Below are 19,104 nucleotides of genomic sequence, written 5' to 3'. Positions count from 1 at the left end.
AACAAGCGGCACTCTTTTATAAAGTGCCGCTTGTTTTTTTAAAGTTTAAACTTATGTACCAGTCCATCAAGTTCTTTTGCCATATGGGCAAGAGATTGAATGGAATCCGACATGTGCTCGGTTAAGCTGCTTTGTTCAACAACAATAGCCTGTACATGTTTTGTGCTGTCTGCCGATTGGGCAGCCACCTGTGCAGAATCTGCCACCGAAGCAGCAATTTCTTCGGAAGAAGCGGACATTTCTTCAGATACAGAAGAAACTTCTTCAATTTGGCGTGCGATTTCTTCTATTGAGGACAAAATCCTTTCAAAAGCCTCTCCCGCTTCCCGAACAAGCAAAATGCCGCTTTGCACGTTTTCTACTACTACATTCATTCTGTCAACAGACCGATTGGTGTCTTTATTCATATTCGTAATCAGCAAGGAAACTTTTTTTGCCGACTGTGCGGATTGCTCGGCCAGCTTCCGCACTTCCTCTGCCACGACCGCAAATCCTTTTCCATGCTCTTCCGCTCTTGCTGCTTCGATTGCCGCATTCAAAGCAAGCAGGTTTGTCTGGGAAGAAATGTCCTGAATCACCTGAAGAATGTCTGTTACTTCAACGGACTGCTGTTCCAGCTGCTTGATCGCTTCGCTTGACTGCCCGACGGATTCGTTAATATTATGCATTTGCTCAACAACATTTGTCACTTTTTGAAATCCGCTTTCGGCTTCAGCGAGCGTTAAAGAAGCCCGTTCCGAAACAACTGAGCTGGATGCGGCTGCATGCTGAATACCTTGGGACAGCTCACTCATCACGCCAGCACCCTCCTCGGCCCGTTTACGCTGAATATCGGTTCCTGATGCAATTTGCTGCATTGATGCTGTAACCTTTCGGCTTCCCTCGCTGATTTCACGCGCATCCTTTAAGAGTCCACCGGAAGTTTTCACCAATTGGTCCGTGCTATCGTTGATTCCTCCGATTACCTTTTTTAAATCATGGACCATTCCTTGGAAAGCCTCGGTTAAAACACCAAACTCGTCTCTTGAGCTGGGCTTGATATTAGAAGATAAGTCCCCGCCTTTTACCCGTTCTACTTCTTTTGTCAAACGCTTTAACGGCTTTGTTAAATAGTGGGTCACGAGAAAAATAACGAGCAGGCTCAAAACGAGGATCAGCCCGGTCAGGAGAATCAAATCGATTTTGTTAGCATGCATGGTTTTGTAAGCTTCACTGGCATCAAAGTCTGCCCCGATCAAACCGATTACCCTGCCATCTCCAGCCTTGATCGGTACATAGGTGGTCACCAGCGCACCATAATCGTCTGTGCGGCTCATCTCTGTTTGAACTTTCCCTGTTTCGAATACTCGATTCATCATGGCGTAGTATTCTTCGTTTTCTTCTATTTCTCCAAGCCCGGACGCATTTTCATCCCCTTTGGGCATGCCATCGACCATATAAACATAACGATAGCCATCCCCTTCCTCCTCACGAGCCATTGTATACAGATATTCCACACCATTCATTTCTCTTAACTCATTTAAATTGGCACGCAGTTCCTTGTAATAAACGGTTTCACCGGATTCTACCGTTATGTTCTCATATTGTGCTGTATCAATCATGCCGGCTGCACGGCTTGCAATATTTTCCGTTACACTGCTGAGCGAATCTTTCGCCAGCTGTTGTGCAGCATGGTAACTAACAAATGAAATAGCCATACAAGCCAGAAGAACAATCACTGAAAAAATAAAGAGCATTTTTCCTTTTATGCTTTTACCCACGCTATCCTCTCCCTGTCCATTCTTTGTTTATTTTAGTTGTTTTTCCCTTCACGCCAGCTAATGAATACGGACTAATGAATCATAAAGTTCCGAAAAACTAGTTATTTACTCTCGTAAAAATAAAAATAATAGCCATCTATTCCATTCCACAGTATACAACCAGTTCTTTTTTCACACAAAAAGAAATGTTCAGCCCAGTTTAGAAAACTAGCTTTTTTTTCATATAGAAGCACAAGAAAAATCGATACCCATCTAGTAAATTTGTTACAATAAAAGAAGAGAGTGGCAGTGGAGGAAAAAAATGAATCCCTTTTCACAGATATTTAATGGGAGATCCATGACGCTAAAAGGACGCTTTTTGACCGGCATTTCGATGTTGATTTTGTTTGGCGGACTGTTGTCTATCTTCCCTTTATTAATTTTTGTTCAAGAGCAGCGTGAACACGATGCTTTTACCAATTTAAATAAATCCCTGCAAATGCAGAATGAATTTATCAGCGAATGGCAGGATGAGCTGACACGCGACATTAACTATTTAAGTGAGCTGCCGGAGGCTTCAAACGCCGATAAAAGCTTTTATGAAAAACTGGAGCTGCTTGGCAACAATCGAACGCTTTTTTATGATTTGTTTTATGCCGACAGGAATGGACGTATTTTATACAATACCAATCCCCGGGCAGAAACGAGAAAAATCAATGTGTACAACACACCTTATTTTCAAGAAGGCATGGAGTGGCATACCTTTACAACCGGTGTACGGCTGATTGGCGAACGAAACATCCGCTCAATCATTTTTTCCGCTCCCGTTACCAATGAAAATGGCCAGTTTGGTGGCATCCTTGCTGGAATTGTCCTGGTGGATGATATTCGTCATATTGTTGGTGACTTTGCATACGGGAAAACAGGAAATGTGTACCTTGTTGATAAAACGGGCACCGTACTAAGCGCCTCCTCCCGCACGTTTCCTGTATCCCTAAAAAACACAAAGCTGTTTCAAGACGCGCTTCAGCGGCAAAACCGGACCGAGCCCTACCTCAATGCAAATGGAATAGAATCTATCGGCCAGTATACATGGATCAATGGAGATGAGTGGGTGCTGATCAGTGAAGTGTCCACGGCGGAAATTGAGCAGCCATTTCGGGATACGCTTTTTTTCATGAGCATTATTTTACTGGTTATTTTTGTTATTTCTTATTTTTTTATACGCCGTTTGATCGGCCGGATCACCGAGCCGATTCAGGCCCTGCTCGAAGGAACCACCATTTTGCGAAAAGGCCATTACAGCCACCGAATTGATGATCGAGTATTTACAAATGCATCTAAAGAATTCAGAGAGCTTTGTGGTGCTTATAACGATATGGCACGCGACCTTCAAAGGGAGCAGGCACTTCGCCTGCAGGCAGAAGAAGAAATGTGCCGGACCAATGAACAGCTGCGGCGCCTGTCATTCAGTGACAGCTTAACCGGCATTGGCAACCGCCGCTTTTTTGATGATATGCTGGCGCTGTCATGGAAAAAAGCGTTTGAACAGAAGGAGCCAATTTCTCTTCTTCTGCTTGATATTGACTTTTTTAAAAAATACAACGATCGATATGGGCATGATGCCGGTGACAGAGCGCTGCAGCATGTAGCAAAAGCAGTAGATGAGATTGCAAAAGAAGCTGGTGCTTCGGCTGCACGCTATGGCGGCGAGGAACTGGCCGTTATTTTACCGCCCGGCGTACCAGTGAGGAGTTTTAAACTTGCTGAACAAATCCGTCTGGCGATTGAACGTCTTGGCATTTTGCATGAAGACCATAAAAACAAAGTGATTACGGTTAGTATCGGAGGCGCCACTCTTACGCCTCAGCCTGGCGACCACCCTTCTCTTTTAATACGAAAAGCAGACGAAGCTCTTTATACGTCAAAGCGCAAGGGACGCGCCCGGACTACAACCTATGAATCTGTAACACTGTGAACGGAGCCGTTCACAGTGTTTTTTTTAAACGGGGTTTCGAATTGGGCGCATTCCCTGTATATAACCATTAGAAAGGAGGATGGTTTGATGGAGACGATACTGCCGCTTATCCAGGACGTCGGCTTTCCAATCGCGGTGACTTTTTATCTTTTGTACCGGATTGAAACGAAGCTTGATGGCGTCATTCAGTCTATTCAAAATCTGCCCGGTAAAATGAAAGAATAAAAGAAAAAGCAGCTCTCCTTTTCAAAGGAGGCTGCTTTCCATGGCAACGGCCGGGTTTCTGCATAGTCAGGCCGGAAAAAGTAGTTTTTCGAGTAGTCCGGCCCTATTTATATGTTTCCGGTTCTCTCATCCCCACTTCGCGCCCCACAGCTTCATTTCTTTAATAATCTTATGAAAATCCTGCCCTTTTTCAGTTAACGTATACTCGACGCGAAGTGGTACGGTCGGATACACGTTCCGCACGACAATGTCATTCGCTTCTAGACGGCGAAGCGTATCGGACAGAGATTTTGGACTGATCCCCTGGACAGCGCGTTCAAGTTCTCCAAACCGTTTCGTTCCGCAGAACAATTCCCGCAGGATTAAAAAAGACCATTTGGATCCAATGATGTCGAGTGCCCGTTCAATTGAACATTCAATAACCAATTCTTCTTTACTCATATCCATCCCCCTTACTATCTTTTTGATAGTACCTATACCATACCATATTACCTTTTAAAAATTTCACTACTTTTCAGTGAGAAATGAAAGCGTTACACTGAAAGAAGACTATGAAACAAAGGAGACTTTCATATGAGCTACCTAACCAACTCCGATCGTTATCTGGCAAACCCTGACCGTTACAAAGGCAGCATGCAGTACCGCCGAAGCGGAAAATCAGGTCTTCTTCTCCCCGCCATTTCACTGGGCCTCTGGCACAACTTCGGCGGTGTTGATACATTTGAAAATGGCCGGGCAATGCTGCGCCGGGCGTTTGATCTCGGCATTACTCATTTTGATCTTGCCAACAACTATGGACCGCCGCCAGGCTCTGCTGAAGCTATGTTTGGAAAAATCATGCACAGTGATTTTGCTCCGTACCGCGACGAAATTATTGTCTCTACCAAAGCCGGTTATTATATGTGGGAAGGTCCTTATGGTGAATGGGGGTCAAAAAAATATTTAACTGCCAGCCTGGATCAAAGCTTAAAACGGATGAATCTTGACTATGTGGATATTTTTTATTCTCATCGCCCAGATCCGGATACGCCTTTAGAAGAAACCATCGGGGCGCTGGATTTGTTTGTCCGCCAGGGAAAAGCTTTGTATGTCGGAATTTCGAGTTATTCTGCCGAACAGACAGCCGAAGCAGCAAGCATTGCCAAGGAACTTGGCACGCCGATTCTCATTCACCAGCCGTCTTATTCCATGTTCGAGCGCTGGATAGAAGACGGTCTGCAGGATGTACTGGATGAACATGGCATTGGTTCGATCGCTTTTTGTCCGTTGGCGCAGGGACTGCTGACAAATAAATATATTTACGACGTACCTGACAATTCTCGTGCCGCTAAAAGGACCGGATTTCTGGAGAAAGAGCGGATTACCGATGAAGTCCGGGCACAAATCCGTGCTTTAAACGACATGGCTGTGGAACGCGGCCAGTCGCTTGCCCAGATGGCTCTAGCCTGGGTACTGCGTAATGGCCGGGTCACTTCGGCCCTGATTGGCGCAAGCAAAGTAAGCCAGATTGAAGAAAACGTAAAAGCTCTTGACAACCTTCACTTTTCTGATGAAGAGCTTTCAAAAATCGATTCCATTTTATTACGTGACGTCAATGCCTGACAGCGGCCATCCCTTTTTAGGGGATGGCTTTTTGTTTACACATTGTATCTGTCCCGCATACATCCCATCTTTTTTTAAATAAGGGTATCTATTTTCCTTTCTTCCTTGTACATAAAGGGTGAAAGGAGGGGAAAACAATGGCACAAGCAACTTTAACGAAATCATCATTGCGCCTTATGTTTGACAATGGCGTAGATGAAAATGGTAAGCAGCTGTTCCAAACAAAAACGTATTCAAACGTAAAAACAGATGTCACGCCTGATCAGTTCAATGCTGCCGCTGCAGCGATTGCCGGGCTGTCTGCACGGCCGCTCGTATCCATTGAGCGAAACGATACTTCGACTATTAACTAAAAAAGGAGGAATACTGTATGGCTAAAACCCTACAGCTTCAATTCACTACTGCCGGAGGCGGCACGTCCAGCCTCACGATCGATACACCGGTTGAACCGGTGGATGCGGCAGCCGTTGCGCAGGCGATGAACGCGATTATCGCATCCGGCGTTTTTATGGCCTCAACCGGCTTATTCACCGCTTCCAAAAGTGCCAGCTTGATCGACCGTGAAGTAACCGAGATTTTGTAATCGTGAAGCCTGCCCGTTTTGAACCGGGCAGGCTTTTTCATACGATTGAAATTGATTTTAAAAATATCCATTTACAAAAATTATTATATTTTCTTTTCTATTATCTGCTTATTTGTTTATTTTTCTATTCCTTTTCTTATGGTGACTGATGTGTTTTTCTATACGTTCGGTGAATTTTCCATTTTTTTAATGTGGCTGTTTCCATTGCTCGGTATTCTTTGTACTCTTTTAGGGAAAAAAGGACGGACTGCACTTATCAGCATTCTGTTAAACAGCCTGGCTTTTTGTTTTTTATTTTTGCTCGTGTTCTTAAGGACAGGCGTTGTACCGATGTAATCAGTAAAAAAGCAGACTGGAGTGCTGAATATGACAAAATGGATTGTTTTATTTCTGTTGGCCGCTTATCCTGCTTTCTATTTGTGGGCCCCTCACCTATTCAAAGAAAAACAAGTGAAACAGGAAGTGCTCGCTTATTTAGAAAAAAGCCAAGGCTGGAGTGAAGATGACCTTTTATCTGTTAAAGTCGCTGATGACTGGATGTCAAACGGAACACCCTGGCGGTATCGTGTTACAGTGGTGCGAAAAAAGGAACCAGAAACTTACTACGAGTTTTACAGTGAAGAAAGCGGTCAGGTAAAGCTTTTTTCTATACCGTCCCAAAACGGCGTGTTCCTACTGGAACGTGCGAATAACTTCAATCACTGAAGCCAACCAACATAAGGACATCTATCAAGGTAAGAAAAATATAGAATGAAAGTAATGACATTGATCAACATAACTACTCTTCTGCTCATTTTTGCTACCGGAATTATTCTATGAGGAAGAACAATCAGCAGGAGAATGAATTACACTTCACTGAAAGAAGGCTGGACAGAATTTGATCAGACAGGAAAAATTTTTACTCCATGATCTCGTTCGTGCTTTTCTTACATGAAAAAAACAATAAAAAAACCGATCCGCAAAAGCGGAGCGGTTTTTTTATTCCCGGTGAAACAGCCCCATTACTTCAACCGTCTGCGTAATATTTACGAACGCGTGCGGGTCGACTTCTTGAATCATCTGTTTCACTTCATTTAATTGATAACGGGTAATGACGGTCATTAAGACGGAGCGGCTTTCGCCGGAATATGCACCTTTTGCTTCCGTGACGGTAATGCCACGATACAGGTTTTTCAGCATTTTCGCACAGAGCTCATCGCCTTTTGAGGTTACGATATGCAGCGTGAGCTTAATGTGCTTCGTGTGAATCGTATCGACCACTTTGCCTGTTGCGTAAATGGCAATCAAGGTGCTGAGGGCAGCATCCCAGCTGAACAGAAAGCCTGCGGCTACAATTACAACCGCATTCATGATGGACAGCAGTGTGCCGAGCGGAAAGTCCCGTTTGCGTGCCAGCAGCATCGCGATAATATCAAAACCTCCGGATGAAGCAGACGCACGGAAAGTCAGGCCGACTCCAGCACCCGTTAGCACGCCGCCGAACAAAGAAGAGAGAATTGGCTCAGTGGACAGCTGCGTGATGGGAATCCAATAAAGAAACAAAGACAGCGATACAACTGATAAAATTGTATAGGCAATAAATTTCTTTCCAAGCTTGACTACCCCGAGTATGAGCAGCGGAAGGTTTAATAAAAAGTTTAACAATCCGGTATTCAGTGGCGTAATAATGCCAAGCATGATCGCTACTCCGCTTAATCCGCTGCTTAAAATCTCGTGTGGGATTAAAAAGAAATTATACGCGATGGCAATCAACACGGAACCCGCCAGTATAAGCAAAATGTGCATAAAGTAGCTCCCCCTTTTTTTCTTCATTATAAGAGAAAAACTGGCAGTTCCTTTAAAAATAGTGTTTTCAGAAAAGCGGCAAATGCGTGTTTTTTTTCTTCTTATTGTATAATAGAAGGAATCAAAGGCAGCTTCGTTCGCCCTTGTGATTTGCCAGAGGAGTGGACCTGAATGAATGAACAATCCCCGCTCGTCCGTTTTTTAGGCGGACGCACAGCCCTATTCGTCTTAAGCCTTGTGCTTTTGCTTGGGCTTACTATTATGGTATATTCCCGAGTTTCCTTTATTTTCGACCCAATTTTCGGGTTTATCGGCACCGTTGCCCTCCCCGTTATTTTATCCATTGTTGGCTACTACTTATTAAGCCCGCTTGTGAATCTGCTGCAGCGCTATAAAATACAGCGCGGCTGGGGAATTTTAATTGTTTTCGTGGCGCTGTCCGGCCTGATTACCGTTTTGCTGGTGACTATCCTGCCTTTTTTGCGGGATCAGACTGAAGCGCTGATTGCTTCATTCCCAAGCTACGCCCGGCAGCTCGGCATGGATATCGATATGTGGGCACGCAACTCGCCCTTTGAAGCCCAATACATGGAAATCTCTAAAAATATGCAGACGAACGCTGAACAGTTTCTAGGATCCATTACGCAGAATTTTTCTGATTTTGCCGGACATACGCTTGACAGTATTACGAATGTGATCGCTACACTCACTAATTTTATTGTCTCGCTCGTAACTGTGCCGTTTATTTTATTTTACCTGCTAAAAGACGGTCATAAGCTTTATAACGGCTTCCTGCATGTGCTGCCGCCAAGAATGCGCGGCCGTACCGGGGCGATGCTGATTGAAATGGATGAACAGCTTCGCTCATATATTCAAGGACAAATGCTGGTGAGTCTTTGCATTGGAATTATGATGTATATCGGCTTTCTCATTATCGGCCTTGATTATGCGCTGCTGCTTGCGGCTATTGCCAGCGTAACCAGCGTTGTGCCATACCTCGGACCTGTCATTGCCATTACACCCGCGATTATTATTGCCATCGTGACCTCACCGTTTATGGTGGTGAAGCTTGCCTTAGTATGGACAGTTGTCCAGCTTTTAGAAGGCAAATTTATTTCTCCGCAAATTATGGGCAAATCGCTGCAAATTCACCCGGTCACCATTATTTTCGTTTTGCTGACGGCTGCCCACCTGTACGGCGTCGTCGGTGTGTTGATCGGCCTGCCGACTTATGCGCTTCTGAAAGTCATTGTTCAGTATATGTTTGGCTTATTTAAAGCTCGTTATAACCGTTTTTCCGAAAAAGCGGATGATCAGTATGCTGTTGTTGAAACGGATGATGATCTTGTTTAAGACTATGCAGCCCGGGTAAACATCTACTAGACGTATCAAAAAGGAGATGTTTTCATCATGGCACATGACAACAATGGACTTGGCGACAAATTAAAAGGCGCCGTAAACAAAGCAAAAGGTGAAGTAAAAGACCAGGCAGGGAATGCAACAGACAACACAAAAATGCAGGCAGAGGGAAAAGCTGATAAATTAAAAGGCGATGTGCAGAACCATATCGGTCATGCGAAAGACCATCGTTAACCACCTGCCAAAACACCCGCAGTGTAATAACTGTGGGTGTTTTTTACTTTCCATGGCCAGTGCACAAAAAAGCAGCTTCCTGATCAGGAAGCTGCCCTTTTTATACTCTTTTTTTCATCCATTTGGACAGAACTTCATACACAATCGGCACAATAACGAGTGTCAGCAAAGTTGAACTTGTCAAGCCGCCGATTACAGTGACACCGAGGCCTTTTGAAATCAAGCCTCCTCCTTCGAGACCGAGCGCAAGCGGAAACAGAGCACCAATCGTCGCCAGCGCTGTCATTAAAATAGGACGCAGACGTGTTGATCCTGCTTCGAGCAGCGCTTCACGCGTCGTTAAGCCTTCGCGTTCTTTATGAATCACTCGGTCAATCAGCACAATTGCATTCGTTACTACAATCCCAATCAGCATAAGCGCACCAATCATAGAGGAAATACTGATTGTTTCGCCAGCAATCAAGAGCGCCACAAGCGCACCGATAATAGCAAACGGCAGCGAGAACAAAATCGCGAATGGCGCGAGACCGCCGCCAAATGTAATGACGAGTACAAGATATACAATCGCGATCGCTGCCAGCATAGCAAGGCCAAGCTGCGTAAAGGATTCATTAATATCCTGCGTTACACCGCCCATTTCTACATTTACACCTGCAGGCAAATCAAGCTTATCAAGTTTTTCCTGCAGTGAACTGGATGCCGCAGATACATCGTCGCCTTTCAGCTCTCCGCTCACATCCACAAAAACTTTCCCATTACGGCGGGAAACCGTATCCGATGTTTCTCCTTCTTCTACCGTCATTACACTGCCGATTTTTACCGGCTGGCCGTTCATTGCTGAAACAGAACGGTTCGTGATATCGTCAATAGATTCGTATGACTGTGCAGGCACGTCAATATAAACATTGACGTCTTCCCCATCCCTTTCAATCGTCGTTAAAACCGGGCGTTCCCGCACCGGGCTCAGCTCCAAAGCGATTTGACCGGCAGTCAAGCCTGCTGCCGCCATTTTTTCTGGATCGGCAACGAGCGTGTATTCTTCATAGGCGTCTGCAAGACCCGTTTCCACCTTTTTAAAATCACCGCTGTCTTTCATCGTCTCTTCTACATCTGCCACAACCGGCTCGATGTCTTCCAGCTCTTCGCCGTAAATATTAACGGCGACTTCATTGCTTCCGGCGCTGGCCGAGAAGTCCTGCGACGCCCATTCTCCTTTAGAAACAGAGTCTTGCAAATCCTTGAGCGCATCTTCTTTTTTCTCTGTAAAGTCCTTTGTTTCTTCGTTATACATCACATAAAACATGGCGCTGTTCGACTGGCCCGGGTTCATCGGATTTTCACTTCCAACTGAATACTGAACCGTCTCTACATCGTCAATATCCATAAAGTAGCGCTCCGCATCAGCCGCAATATCCACTACTTCCTCCATCGTCTGTCCCGGCTCCGGGGCGTACGTGACAATGACCATTTTTTCTTCTTCACTCGGCAGGAAGCTGACGCCGATCTTCGGCACTAAGAAAAAGCTGCCGATCAGGAGCACAACTGCCGTTAAAAATGTAATGATTTTATGATTCAAGGTCCAGTTCAGCACAGAACGGTAACCCGCTGCAAGCCGTCCTGGCTTTTCTTCGTGTGCTTTTGCTCTAACGCCGCGTTTAAACAGTGTATGGGCGAGCATTGGCACAATGGTGACAGCTACCAGGAGCGAGGCAAGCAGCGCAAACACAACCGTCAGCGCAAATGGAAGAAACAATTCGCCTACCGTACCTTCTACCAGCCCAAGCGGCAGGAACACCGCAATGGTTACAATAGTGGAAGACATAATCGGCACGAACATTTCTTTTGTTGCTTCACGGATCAGTTCTTTTCCGCGCAGTGTCTCACCCTGAAGCGACAGGCGCCGATAAATGTTTTCCACAACCACGATCGAATCATCAATTACGCGCCCAATAGCAACTGTCATCGCTCCAAGGGTCATAACATTCAACGTAATGTCCATTTGTTTCAGTAAAATTAACGCAATTAAAATCGACAGTGGAATCGAAATAACCGAGATAACCGTCGAGCGTACATCACGTAAAAACAGCATGATAATAATAACCGCAAAAAGAGCACCGAACAGCGCTTTGTTCAGCATTGTTTTCACAGATTCTTCAATTGGACCGCCCTGGTCAAAAGTAGAAGTAATCGTCAGACCGTCCATATCACTTTCAAACTCATCTACTTTTTCTTTTACTGCATTGACAACGTCCACTGTATTCGCATCGGCTGCTTTTACAATTTGCAAGCCAATTGATTCCTGGCCGTTTGTCCGGGAAATCGATTCGGCTTTTCCGGTTAATTTCACCTCGGCGATATCCGACAGCTTGACGGGACCGATTGGAAGGTTCTGCAGATCTTCAAGCGTTGTAATATTGCCATCAACCATCACAGACTTTTCCGTGCTGCCAAATTCAAACAAGCCAAGCGGTGCTTGAATGTCAGCTCCTTGAATCATTTGAGTAACCGTGTCTTCATCCAGCTTCAGCTGGGCAAGCTTTGCCTGATCAAACACAACGGTTGCTTCCTCCACCTGCTGGCCGGATATTTGAACCGAGGCCACACCTTCAGTGCCTTCAATTTCCGGCACAATCTCCTCTTCTACAAGTGTTGTCAGCTCTTCCAGAGACAGGTTTTGGTCTGAAAGACTGAGCGCCATGACCGGAAATGCATTAATGCTTAAACGCGATACGTCAGGCTCCTGCACGTTTTCTGGAAAATCCAGGTCCTCAAGTGCTTCTTTCGCTTCCTGTTCCGCTTTTTCCATATCTTTTGAGAAGCTGTATTCTACTTGGACAGAGGAAGCGTTTTGGTAGGAAGTCGAGCTGACGACTTTTACGCCTCCTAAGTTTTGAAGCTGCTTTTCAATAGGTTCTGACACACTATCCGCCACTTCTTCCGGCGTCGCTCCCGGATACACTGTTGTTACTGTCACAATTGGCGGCGTAATATTAGGAATCGTCTCAAGCTTCATAGAAAGCCCGGCATACAAACCAGCCGCAGTTATGATGATGGTCATCAGCCAGACGGCAAATTTGTTTTTCAAGACGAAGTTAATTAACGCGTTCATGTTTCCTCTCCTTTATGACCAACCGGTCAGTTCTCTTTTCAATATATATGACTAATCGGTCAATCGTCAAATAATTTCCGGTTTCAAAAGGGTGACTTGTGGGTCATAATAGAAGTAGAGGTGAACGTCTATGACTGAGAAAGAACAACGAATTATCGAAGAATCCCTTAAACTATTTGCCCAGAAAGGCTTTGCTGCCACTTCCATACAAGAAATCGCAACCGCCTGCGACATATCAAAAGGTGCTTTTTATCTTCACTTTAAATCCAAAGAAGCATTGCTGTTAGCGGTTCTGCATTACTATTTCGACTTGTTATCAGCTAAAATCAAGACTATTGAATCCGAAGACCTGCCGCCGCGTGAAAAGTTTGTAAAACAAATTGAATGCCAAATGCGTGAGATTCAACAACATAAAGAGTTTCTTATCATGCAGGCACGCGAAAACGCAATTCCATTCAATGACGATATCGAAGCGTTTATTTTCAAAATGCGCACGGAGACGCATCAACTTTATCGAAACCGGCTGATCGGTATGTATGGACGCGAGATTGAACCGTACTTTTGGGACTTGTCCGCTGCACTTCAAGGCATCCAGCATGCGTTTTTGCATATGACACTTGTAGATGGAATAGAGCTGAACGTCCATTCATTTGCGGAGTTTTTATTAGACAGTGCCGATGATCTGCAGGCCGGGCTCAAGCGCCGTGCGAAGCCTCCTGTGATCGACTCGCAAGCAATGGAAAATTTGTTTAAGCATCACTTGAACGACGATCTTTTCGTTCTTTGGCTGTCTGATTTAAAGCAGGAAAACTGGTCTGATGACATCCTCGTTTCGCTTGATGTGATCGAACAGGAGCTCCAAAGCAGCAGTCCGCGGCCGGCTGTGCTGCGCGGTATGCTTGCCAATCTGACCGAAGAACCCAGCCTCCACGAGTTTATGCAGGCTGTGAAAAACTATTACAAACTTGGGTAACGGATCGTTTCATAAGAAAAGCCCTGGCAGGAATGCCAGGGCTTCTCTTACTTCGACTGTGGCCGGAATCCTTCTTCCAGCAAATAACGCTCTGCTTCTTTAAACGATTCAAAGCTTTCTTCCAAATTCAAACCTGTGTACACATTCCACAGCTCATCTTCATTCGCAAGCATCAGCACTTGTCCTTCACGGTTTTTCCATTCCGTTTCTTTCACAAGCTCTTCCTGCTCAATGGCTTCGTCTTCTGGTTTATCTGATAAATACCGGATCGAATCCGATACCGCTGCCCGGAGTTCACTTTCTGAAAAGTCCCGAATATTGACAAGCCCTTTTGAATCAGCTTCATACCCCGGCAAGTCGCCGACAAAAACAAATCCATTCCCATTTGGATGCAGGTGGTAAACGACCACTGTTTTTTCATACAAACTTTCCTCAAAATGGTAATTAACACGCTTTAACGACACATCTTTTGCTGTCAGCTGCGGAAATGTCGCAAGAATTGCTTTTTTTTCTTCAAATGTAAGCATGGTACGCCTCTTTTCTTTTTAGATGACCGTAGTATATCATTTGCAGCCTCGCTTTTAAAATTAAATAAAATATTTATTATTTCTCCCAAAAGCTGGCCAAAAGGGCTAAATATTTATCATTTTTTGTCGAAATATATAGCAAGATATCGACATATTACGACATAAACCAGGAGGTTATACCTATGAAGCATTTAAAAATTGGCCAAAAAATGTTCGTTTTAATCATAGTGGCTGTTCTTTTTCTGCTGATGATCGGCGGTACCAGCTATTTCTTTTTGAATCAGGCAGCCGAAAAGTCGAAGGAGATGTATGAAAATAAACTGATTTCCATTCAAAACATCGGCCAAATCCGAACGAATAACCGGAATATCACGGCTTATACACTGGAATTAATGATCACTACTGATTCAAACACGAACCAGGAGCTCCGCGAGAAAACGGAAAGCTCGATCGATGAAAACAACAAGCTCATGGAGGAGTACTTGAACGCCAGCAAATCCGATCCGAAAGAACTCGAAATGGCTGAACCGTTTGTAGAAGAATTTAAAACGTTCAGTGAAAAAGCAATCAACACTCAAATACTCGCTGGACAAAATAAAAATAAGGAAGCATACGAGCAGTACTTAGCAGAAGTAGAACCTGCACGTGCAAAAATGACAGAGCTTGGCACTCAATTAAGCAATTATAATCAAGACACGGCAGCTTTATTAAACAAAGAAAACCAGGAAAGCGCCCAAAAAGCGAACGCTATTATTTTAATCGCTTCTCTTCTTTCCATTCTTCTTTTCGTAGGACTTGCGATTTTGATTTCCCGGATGATTACTCATCCTATTCGTGCCATTCAGGAATTAATGAGCCAAGCCCGAAAAGGAGATTTAACTGTTGCCGCAACATATGCTTCTCGTGACGAGCTCGGCCAGTTGACTGCGTCATTCAACGACATGACGAGCGGATTGCGTGATGTGATTCGGCAGGTCGCCGAAACGGCGGAGCAGGTTGCGGCTTCATCCGAGGAACTCAATGCGAATTCAGAGGAAACGACACGCGCGACCGAATTGATCGCAAACACAATGGAAGAAATGGCAAGCGGGTCGGACAGCCAGCTGGGTCGAGTGTCTGATACAACGACAACGATGAATGAACTGGCAGACGGCGTTCAGCAAATCGCCCGCAATGCGCACTCTGTCTCCGAAACAGCTGCCGGGGCGATTGAACGTGCAACTGCCGGAAACGCATCGATCCGCCAGGCCGTTAACCAAATGGGGTCTATCAATACAACATTCGACGGGCTTTCTGATGTGATTCAAGGACTCGGCCGCCGTTCAAACGAAATTGGCCAGATTATTGACTCCATTACAGCGATCGCTGCCCAAACGAATCTGCTTGCGCTGAATGCAGCGATTGAAGCAGCACGGGCCGGCGAACAAGGCCGCGGATTTGCGGTGGTAGCGGATGAAGTTCGTAAGCTTGCTGAAGAATCTGCCCGGTCAGCCAGCCAAATTTCCGAGCTGATTTCCGCTATTCAAGCAGAAACCGCCCAAGCTGTCGAAGCAATGAAATCAGCCACAGCTGAAGTACAGGGCGGTATTGATGTGGTGCATAATGCGGGTGGCTCGTTTGCAGATATTACTTCTGCAATCGGCGATGTAACCGGCCAAATCCAGGAGGTATCCGCCGCTGTCCAACAAATGGCTGCCGGCACTGAGCAGGTTGTTGCAAGCATGGATCAAATTCATTCTATCTCAGAAGCAGCTGCTGCCAGCACTGAAAATGTCTCGGCGGCATCCGAGGAACAAATGGCTTCGATGGAAGAAATTGCTGCTTCTGCCCGTTCTTTAGCGGAAATGGCCACACAGCTTCAAGAAACGACCCGCCGCTTTACCGTTTAACAAAAAAGCAGTCTCTTTACCGAGACTGCTTTTTTAATAAGCCTGGATTGAGGACAATGGATAAAACCGCAGCTGCACTTCTCCGTTTACACTGTTCTCCGGGATCAGCCCGAACGCGCGGCTGTCTTTGCTGACACGGCGGTTATCGCCCATCACAAATAAGTATCCGTCCGGAACCCGGTCATACCCGGTTTTTTCCTTTAAAGTAAAGTCACCCATCAGCTTTTCACCCGGCATCAGCCCGGCCCGATTTTCATCTAAATACGGCTCCTCTGTCGCTTTTCCATTCACGTACAGCACATCATTTTTCACCTCAATCGAATCGCCTGGTACTCCAATAACCCGCTTAATATAATGTTCATCCGCATCCGGTGCGTCAAATACGATTTGATCAAATCGATCGACCTTCGTTGTTTTAGTGATAATGACTTTATCGTCGTTCTCAAATGTCGGTGCCATGGATTCCCCGTGTACGACAATACTTGAAAATAAAAAGTAGCGTACAGCACCTGCAATGATCACCGCCATGGCAATCGACTTTATCCACGAAATGACTTCGCTCCAATTCATGTAGTTCTTCCCTCCCTTTTTCAGTTTAAGCCATGCCTTTTCTTTATTGTATCAAACCGAATCCTTTTCATGCCAGAATCACCCTTTTAAAACGGACAACTGCAAGAACACGTTTAGCCATCTTCTGGAAAGGTTAAGGTACTATTGTGTATAAAAAGAAGGAGGAGATCCAGATGAACATTTATGAACAGCAGAAAAACGGCCAGCCGGCGCAGTCACAGTCCAATCAGCCGGGAATTGAATCTCAAATGGAGCCCCGTCCGATTCAGCCGACTAACTACATAGGCAGCGGCAAGCTGAAAGACCGCGTAGCACTGATTACAGGCGGTGACAGCGGCATTGGCCGTGCGGTTGCTATTGCCTATGCTAAAGAAGGTGCTCATGTGGCCGTCAACTACCTTGAGGAACATAGCGACGCGGAAGAAACAAAGCAGCTTATTGAAGCGGAAGGTGTACGCTGTCTTCTGCTCCCTGGCGACGTTTCAAAAGAAGATACATGCAAGGGGCTCGTAGAGCAAACGGTGAGCGAGCTAGGCAAACTTGATATTCTCGTAAATAATGCGGCGATTCAGTTTCCAACGCAAAACATTGAAGATATTACTGAAGAACAGTGGGATAAAACGTTCCGTACCAATATGTACTCCGTCTTTTTTATGAGCAAGCATGCGGTGCCGCATTTAAAACAAGGCAGCGCCATTATTTCCACCACTTCTATTAATCCTTATATCGGCAACCCAACCTTAATGGATTACACAGCAACAAAAGGGGCGATCGTCGGCTTTACACGCAGCCTGGCGCAAAACCTGGCGTCAAAAGGCATCCGTGTGAATATGGTGGCACCTGGCCCCATTTGGACACCGCTTATTCCGGCCACATTTGAAGGTGAGAAAGTCGCCGAATTTGGAACAAATACCCCGCTCGGGCGTCCTGGACAGCCGGCAGACCATGCAGGCGCATATGTGCTGCTTGCATCTGATGAAGGGGCTTATATTACCGGACAATGTATTCATATCAATGGCGGTATGGCGATGTCTTCTTGATCATTCCAGGCAGAAAAGCAGTCCGCTTTTCTGCCCTGTTACTTTACATGGAAAGAAGGGAAAGGAATGGATTTTACCCAAAAAAGCACACTCACCTCACACATTCACAATATCCTTCGTTTTTATTACCCTGCCTGCATTGATCAAAAAAGTGGCGGCTACCGGAGCGGCTTTTCCGATGACGGAACAGTGACAGACAGCCAAACAAAGCACCTTGTCGGCACAAGCCGGTTTGTTTACCTTTTCAGCATCGGCGTACTGACAGACGGACCGGACTGGTGCCGGGATGTGGCGGAACACGGCATTCGCTTTTTGACTGAGTACCACCAGGATAAAGAAAATGGCGGCTTCTTTTTTGAGCTCGACGGTACTCATGTACAAGATGATACAAAAATGGCCTATGGTCATGCTTTTGTGCTGCTGGCCGCTTCAATCGCCCATCAAGCTGATGTCCCAGGCGCCAAAGAATTACTCGAGATTGTTGACGAGGTAACGGAGCAGCGCTTTTGGGACGAGGAGCATGGCTTGTACCGCGATGAATGGGATGCTTCCTGGTCTGTACCGGCTGCGTACCGCGGGCAAAATGCCAATATGCATATGTGTGAAGCCATGCTGACAGCATTTGAAGCAACTGGGAAAAACAAGTACCTTGACCGGGCATACCTGCTGGCAAAAAAGGTGCCCATAGAACTGCGGACAAAGGGCGGCGGCATGATCTGGGAGCATTACACACCAGACTGGCAGCCAGACTGGGTATACAACCAAGGTAACACAAAAGACGAGTTCCGGCCGTACGGCTTCATTCCCGGCCATCAGCTTGAATGGAGCAAGCTGCTTCTCTGGCTGGATCGTCACCGTTCGGAGCCCTGGATGCTTGAGACAGCAGAAGACCTGTACCGCAACGGCTGGGGATATGGACATGACGCTGAGCACGGCGGTATTTACTACTCTCTTTCCCCGGAGCATGAGGTGATTGATACCGATAAAAATTACTGGGTAATTTCTGAAGCCATCGCTGCTGCCGCTCTTTTGGGCGCAAAAACCGATCATGATCCATATTGGGACCATTATTGCCAATTGTTTGCTTATGCCTCGGAGTATTTTATCGATCATACATACGGTGGCTGGTATACGCTGCTGAATGAACAAAATGAGCGGTACGAAGGAGAAAAAAGCGTTGCCCCTAAAGCTGACTACCATCCGGCGGCAGCCTGTTATCAGGCGATTCTCGCTCTACCATAAAAAAAGCCCACAGCATGAAAAAACGATCCCCTTGTACAAGGGGATCGTTTTCGGCCAGACGGTTTTTCTTCTTTTACGGAAGACGCGTCTCTGTGTCTTTTAAACGATTTTGGTCATCAGGCATACGGTTTTTATCAGCCGTTTTTTGCGCTTCTTGTTTTTGGGTTTCTTTCATGTTTTCCTTTTGCTTGTTTGTTAATTCTTTTGGATGGTCCATGAAATATCACTCCTTTGTTATGACTGTTCCCG

The 19,104-nt window shown here is 45.6% G+C and carries 20 protein-coding genes; 13 read left to right on the top strand and 7 right to left on the bottom strand.

All coding sequences use genetic code 11. The features are described from left to right. Positions 1-38 precede the first annotated feature (38 nt). Positions 39-1,760: a methyl-accepting chemotaxis protein gene (locus RRU94_RS11930; protein WP_315694491.1), complete on the bottom strand. Its 1,722-nt coding sequence runs from the start codon at positions 1,758-1,760 to the stop codon at positions 39-41. 301 nt (positions 1,761-2,061) lie between these two features. On the opposite strand from RRU94_RS11930, the gene RRU94_RS11925 reads away from it, so the two are divergent. Continuing rightward, entirely contained in the window at positions 2,062-3,717 is a 1,656-nt protein-coding gene (locus RRU94_RS11925; protein WP_315694489.1) for a sensor domain-containing diguanylate cyclase, read from the top strand. 87 nt (positions 3,718-3,804) lie between these two features. After that, positions 3,805-3,942 (top strand): YvrJ family protein, encoded by a 138-nt coding sequence (locus tag RRU94_RS11920; protein WP_315694488.1) that lies wholly within the window; start codon positions 3,805-3,807, stop codon positions 3,940-3,942. 126 nt (positions 3,943-4,068) lie between these two features. Here the strand turns inward: RRU94_RS11920 and RRU94_RS11915 are convergent, their stop codons facing one another. Beyond that, positions 4,069-4,383 carry a winged helix-turn-helix transcriptional regulator gene (locus RRU94_RS11915; protein ID WP_315694487.1) on the bottom strand — a complete coding sequence of 105 codons (315 nt, stop codon included), beginning with the start codon at positions 4,381-4,383 and terminating at the stop codon, positions 4,069-4,071. Between the two features lie 132 nt (positions 4,384-4,515). Here RRU94_RS11915 and mgrA point away from each other — a divergent pair, with 132 nt between their 5' ends. The 5 genes from mgrA to RRU94_RS11890 all read left to right on the top strand — a co-directional run bounded on the left by mgrA (position 4,516) and on the right by RRU94_RS11890 (position 6,832). Beyond that, on the top strand, positions 4,516-5,544 hold the full coding sequence (mgrA, locus tag RRU94_RS11910; RefSeq protein WP_315694486.1) for an L-glyceraldehyde 3-phosphate reductase: 1,029 nt from the start codon (positions 4,516-4,518) through the stop codon (positions 5,542-5,544). A 137-nt stretch (positions 5,545-5,681) separates the two neighbouring features. Beyond that, entirely contained in the window at positions 5,682-5,897 is a 216-nt protein-coding gene (locus RRU94_RS11905) for a DUF1659 domain-containing protein (protein ID WP_315694485.1), read from the top strand. Positions 5,898-5,914: 17 nt separating this feature from the next. Then, the gene (locus RRU94_RS11900; RefSeq protein ID WP_315694484.1) at positions 5,915-6,127 is read left to right on the top strand and encodes a DUF2922 domain-containing protein; all 213 of its coding nucleotides are present in this window, start codon (positions 5,915-5,917) and stop codon (positions 6,125-6,127) included. A gap of 45 nt (positions 6,128-6,172) precedes the next feature. Further along, the gene (locus RRU94_RS11895; protein ID WP_315694483.1) at positions 6,173-6,463 is read left to right on the top strand and encodes a hypothetical protein; all 291 of its coding nucleotides are present in this window, start codon (positions 6,173-6,175) and stop codon (positions 6,461-6,463) included. A 30-nt stretch (positions 6,464-6,493) separates the two neighbouring features. Beyond that, positions 6,494-6,832: a hypothetical protein gene (locus RRU94_RS11890; protein WP_315694482.1), complete on the top strand. Its 339-nt coding sequence runs from the start codon at positions 6,494-6,496 to the stop codon at positions 6,830-6,832. A 273-nt stretch (positions 6,833-7,105) separates the two neighbouring features. Here RRU94_RS11890 and RRU94_RS11885 read toward each other — a convergent pair whose 3' ends face one another. Continuing rightward, complete coding sequence (locus RRU94_RS11885; RefSeq protein ID WP_315694481.1) at positions 7,106-7,912, bottom strand: YitT family protein; 807 nt, start codon at positions 7,910-7,912, stop codon at positions 7,106-7,108. 171 nt (positions 7,913-8,083) lie between these two features. On the opposite strand from RRU94_RS11885, the gene RRU94_RS11880 reads away from it, so the two are divergent. Further along, positions 8,084-9,265 carry an AI-2E family transporter gene (locus RRU94_RS11880; RefSeq protein WP_251269911.1) on the top strand — a complete coding sequence of 394 codons (1,182 nt, stop codon included), beginning with the start codon at positions 8,084-8,086 and terminating at the stop codon, positions 9,263-9,265. A gap of 57 nt (positions 9,266-9,322) precedes the next feature. Continuing rightward, a complete protein-coding gene (locus RRU94_RS11875) occupies positions 9,323-9,505 on the top strand; it encodes a CsbD family protein (RefSeq protein ID WP_315694480.1) in 183 nt (60 codons plus the stop codon). 100 nt (positions 9,506-9,605) lie between these two features. Here RRU94_RS11875 and RRU94_RS11870 read toward each other — a convergent pair whose 3' ends face one another. Then, positions 9,606-12,614, bottom strand: coding sequence for an efflux RND transporter permease subunit (locus RRU94_RS11870; protein ID WP_315694479.1), 3,009 nt, complete (start codon positions 12,612-12,614; stop codon positions 9,606-9,608). A 130-nt stretch (positions 12,615-12,744) separates the two neighbouring features. Here RRU94_RS11870 and RRU94_RS11865 point away from each other — a divergent pair, with 130 nt between their 5' ends. After that, complete coding sequence (locus tag RRU94_RS11865; RefSeq protein WP_315694477.1) at positions 12,745-13,587, top strand: TetR/AcrR family transcriptional regulator; 843 nt, start codon at positions 12,745-12,747, stop codon at positions 13,585-13,587. Positions 13,588-13,634: 47 nt separating this feature from the next. Here the strand turns inward: RRU94_RS11865 and RRU94_RS11860 are convergent, their stop codons facing one another. Then, on the bottom strand, positions 13,635-14,114 hold the full coding sequence (locus RRU94_RS11860; protein ID WP_315694476.1) for a hypothetical protein: 480 nt from the start codon (positions 14,112-14,114) through the stop codon (positions 13,635-13,637). A 182-nt stretch (positions 14,115-14,296) separates the two neighbouring features. Between RRU94_RS11860 and RRU94_RS11855 the strand changes: the two genes are divergently transcribed. Next, positions 14,297-16,003, top strand: coding sequence for a methyl-accepting chemotaxis protein (locus RRU94_RS11855; protein WP_315694475.1), 1,707 nt, complete (start codon positions 14,297-14,299; stop codon positions 16,001-16,003). 33 nt (positions 16,004-16,036) lie between these two features. Here RRU94_RS11855 and lepB read toward each other — a convergent pair whose 3' ends face one another. Further along, positions 16,037-16,573 (bottom strand): signal peptidase I, encoded by a 537-nt coding sequence (lepB, locus tag RRU94_RS11850; RefSeq protein ID WP_315694474.1) that lies wholly within the window; start codon positions 16,571-16,573, stop codon positions 16,037-16,039. A gap of 173 nt (positions 16,574-16,746) precedes the next feature. Here lepB and RRU94_RS11845 point away from each other — a divergent pair, with 173 nt between their 5' ends. Beyond that, entirely contained in the window at positions 16,747-17,613 is an 867-nt protein-coding gene (locus tag RRU94_RS11845) for an SDR family oxidoreductase (protein ID WP_315694472.1), read from the top strand. Positions 17,614-17,679: 66 nt separating this feature from the next. After that, on the top strand, positions 17,680-18,855 hold the full coding sequence (locus tag RRU94_RS11840) for an AGE family epimerase/isomerase (protein ID WP_315694470.1): 1,176 nt from the start codon (positions 17,680-17,682) through the stop codon (positions 18,853-18,855). A 73-nt stretch (positions 18,856-18,928) separates the two neighbouring features. Here RRU94_RS11840 and RRU94_RS11835 read toward each other — a convergent pair whose 3' ends face one another. Further along, on the bottom strand, positions 18,929-19,072 hold the full coding sequence (locus tag RRU94_RS11835) for a hypothetical protein (protein WP_315694468.1): 144 nt from the start codon (positions 19,070-19,072) through the stop codon (positions 18,929-18,931). Positions 19,073-19,104: the final 32 nt, after the last annotated feature.

It is taken from the genome of Domibacillus sp. DTU_2020_1001157_1_SI_ALB_TIR_016, assembly GCF_032341995.1.
Classification (GTDB): Bacteria; Bacillota; Bacilli; order Bacillales; family Domibacillaceae; genus Domibacillus; species Domibacillus indicus_A.
Note: the sequence above shows the minus strand (reverse complement) of the source record. Positions and strands in the feature narration are given on the sequence as shown.

Excerpts from the sequence above, each read along its gene's own strand:
- mgrA (WP_315694486.1), top strand. The coding sequence starts at position 4,516 with ATGAGCTACCTAACCAACTCCGATCGTTATCTGGCAAACCCTGACCGT.
- RRU94_RS11925 (WP_315694489.1), top strand. The coding sequence starts at position 2,062 with ATGAATCCCTTTTCACAGATATTTAATGGGAGATCCATGACGCTAAAA.
- RRU94_RS11860 (WP_315694476.1), bottom strand. The coding sequence starts at position 14,114 with ATGCTTACATTTGAAGAAAAAAAAGCAATTCTTGCGACATTTCCGCAG.
- RRU94_RS11840 (WP_315694470.1), top strand. The coding sequence starts at position 17,680 with ATGGATTTTACCCAAAAAAGCACACTCACCTCACACATTCACAATATC.
- RRU94_RS11845 (WP_315694472.1), top strand. The coding sequence starts at position 16,747 with ATGAACATTTATGAACAGCAGAAAAACGGCCAGCCGGCGCAGTCACAG.
- lepB (WP_315694474.1), bottom strand. The coding sequence starts at position 16,573 with ATGAATTGGAGCGAAGTCATTTCGTGGATAAAGTCGATTGCCATGGCG.
- RRU94_RS11890 (WP_315694482.1), top strand. The coding sequence starts at position 6,494 with ATGACAAAATGGATTGTTTTATTTCTGTTGGCCGCTTATCCTGCTTTC.
- RRU94_RS11835 (WP_315694468.1), bottom strand. The coding sequence starts at position 19,072 with ATGGACCATCCAAAAGAATTAACAAACAAGCAAAAGGAAAACATGAAA.
- RRU94_RS11905 (WP_315694485.1), top strand. The coding sequence starts at position 5,682 with ATGGCACAAGCAACTTTAACGAAATCATCATTGCGCCTTATGTTTGAC.
- RRU94_RS11870 (WP_315694479.1), bottom strand. The coding sequence starts at position 12,614 with ATGAACGCGTTAATTAACTTCGTCTTGAAAAACAAATTTGCCGTCTGG.
- RRU94_RS11875 (WP_315694480.1), top strand. The coding sequence starts at position 9,323 with ATGGCACATGACAACAATGGACTTGGCGACAAATTAAAAGGCGCCGTA.
- RRU94_RS11900 (WP_315694484.1), top strand. The coding sequence starts at position 5,915 with ATGGCTAAAACCCTACAGCTTCAATTCACTACTGCCGGAGGCGGCACG.
- RRU94_RS11885 (WP_315694481.1), bottom strand. The coding sequence starts at position 7,912 with ATGCACATTTTGCTTATACTGGCGGGTTCCGTGTTGATTGCCATCGCG.
- RRU94_RS11915 (WP_315694487.1), bottom strand. The coding sequence starts at position 4,383 with ATGAGTAAAGAAGAATTGGTTATTGAATGTTCAATTGAACGGGCACTC.
- RRU94_RS11920 (WP_315694488.1), top strand. The coding sequence starts at position 3,805 with ATGGAGACGATACTGCCGCTTATCCAGGACGTCGGCTTTCCAATCGCG.
- RRU94_RS11880 (WP_251269911.1), top strand. The coding sequence starts at position 8,084 with ATGAATGAACAATCCCCGCTCGTCCGTTTTTTAGGCGGACGCACAGCC.
- RRU94_RS11865 (WP_315694477.1), top strand. The coding sequence starts at position 12,745 with ATGACTGAGAAAGAACAACGAATTATCGAAGAATCCCTTAAACTATTT.
- RRU94_RS11855 (WP_315694475.1), top strand. The coding sequence starts at position 14,297 with ATGAAGCATTTAAAAATTGGCCAAAAAATGTTCGTTTTAATCATAGTG.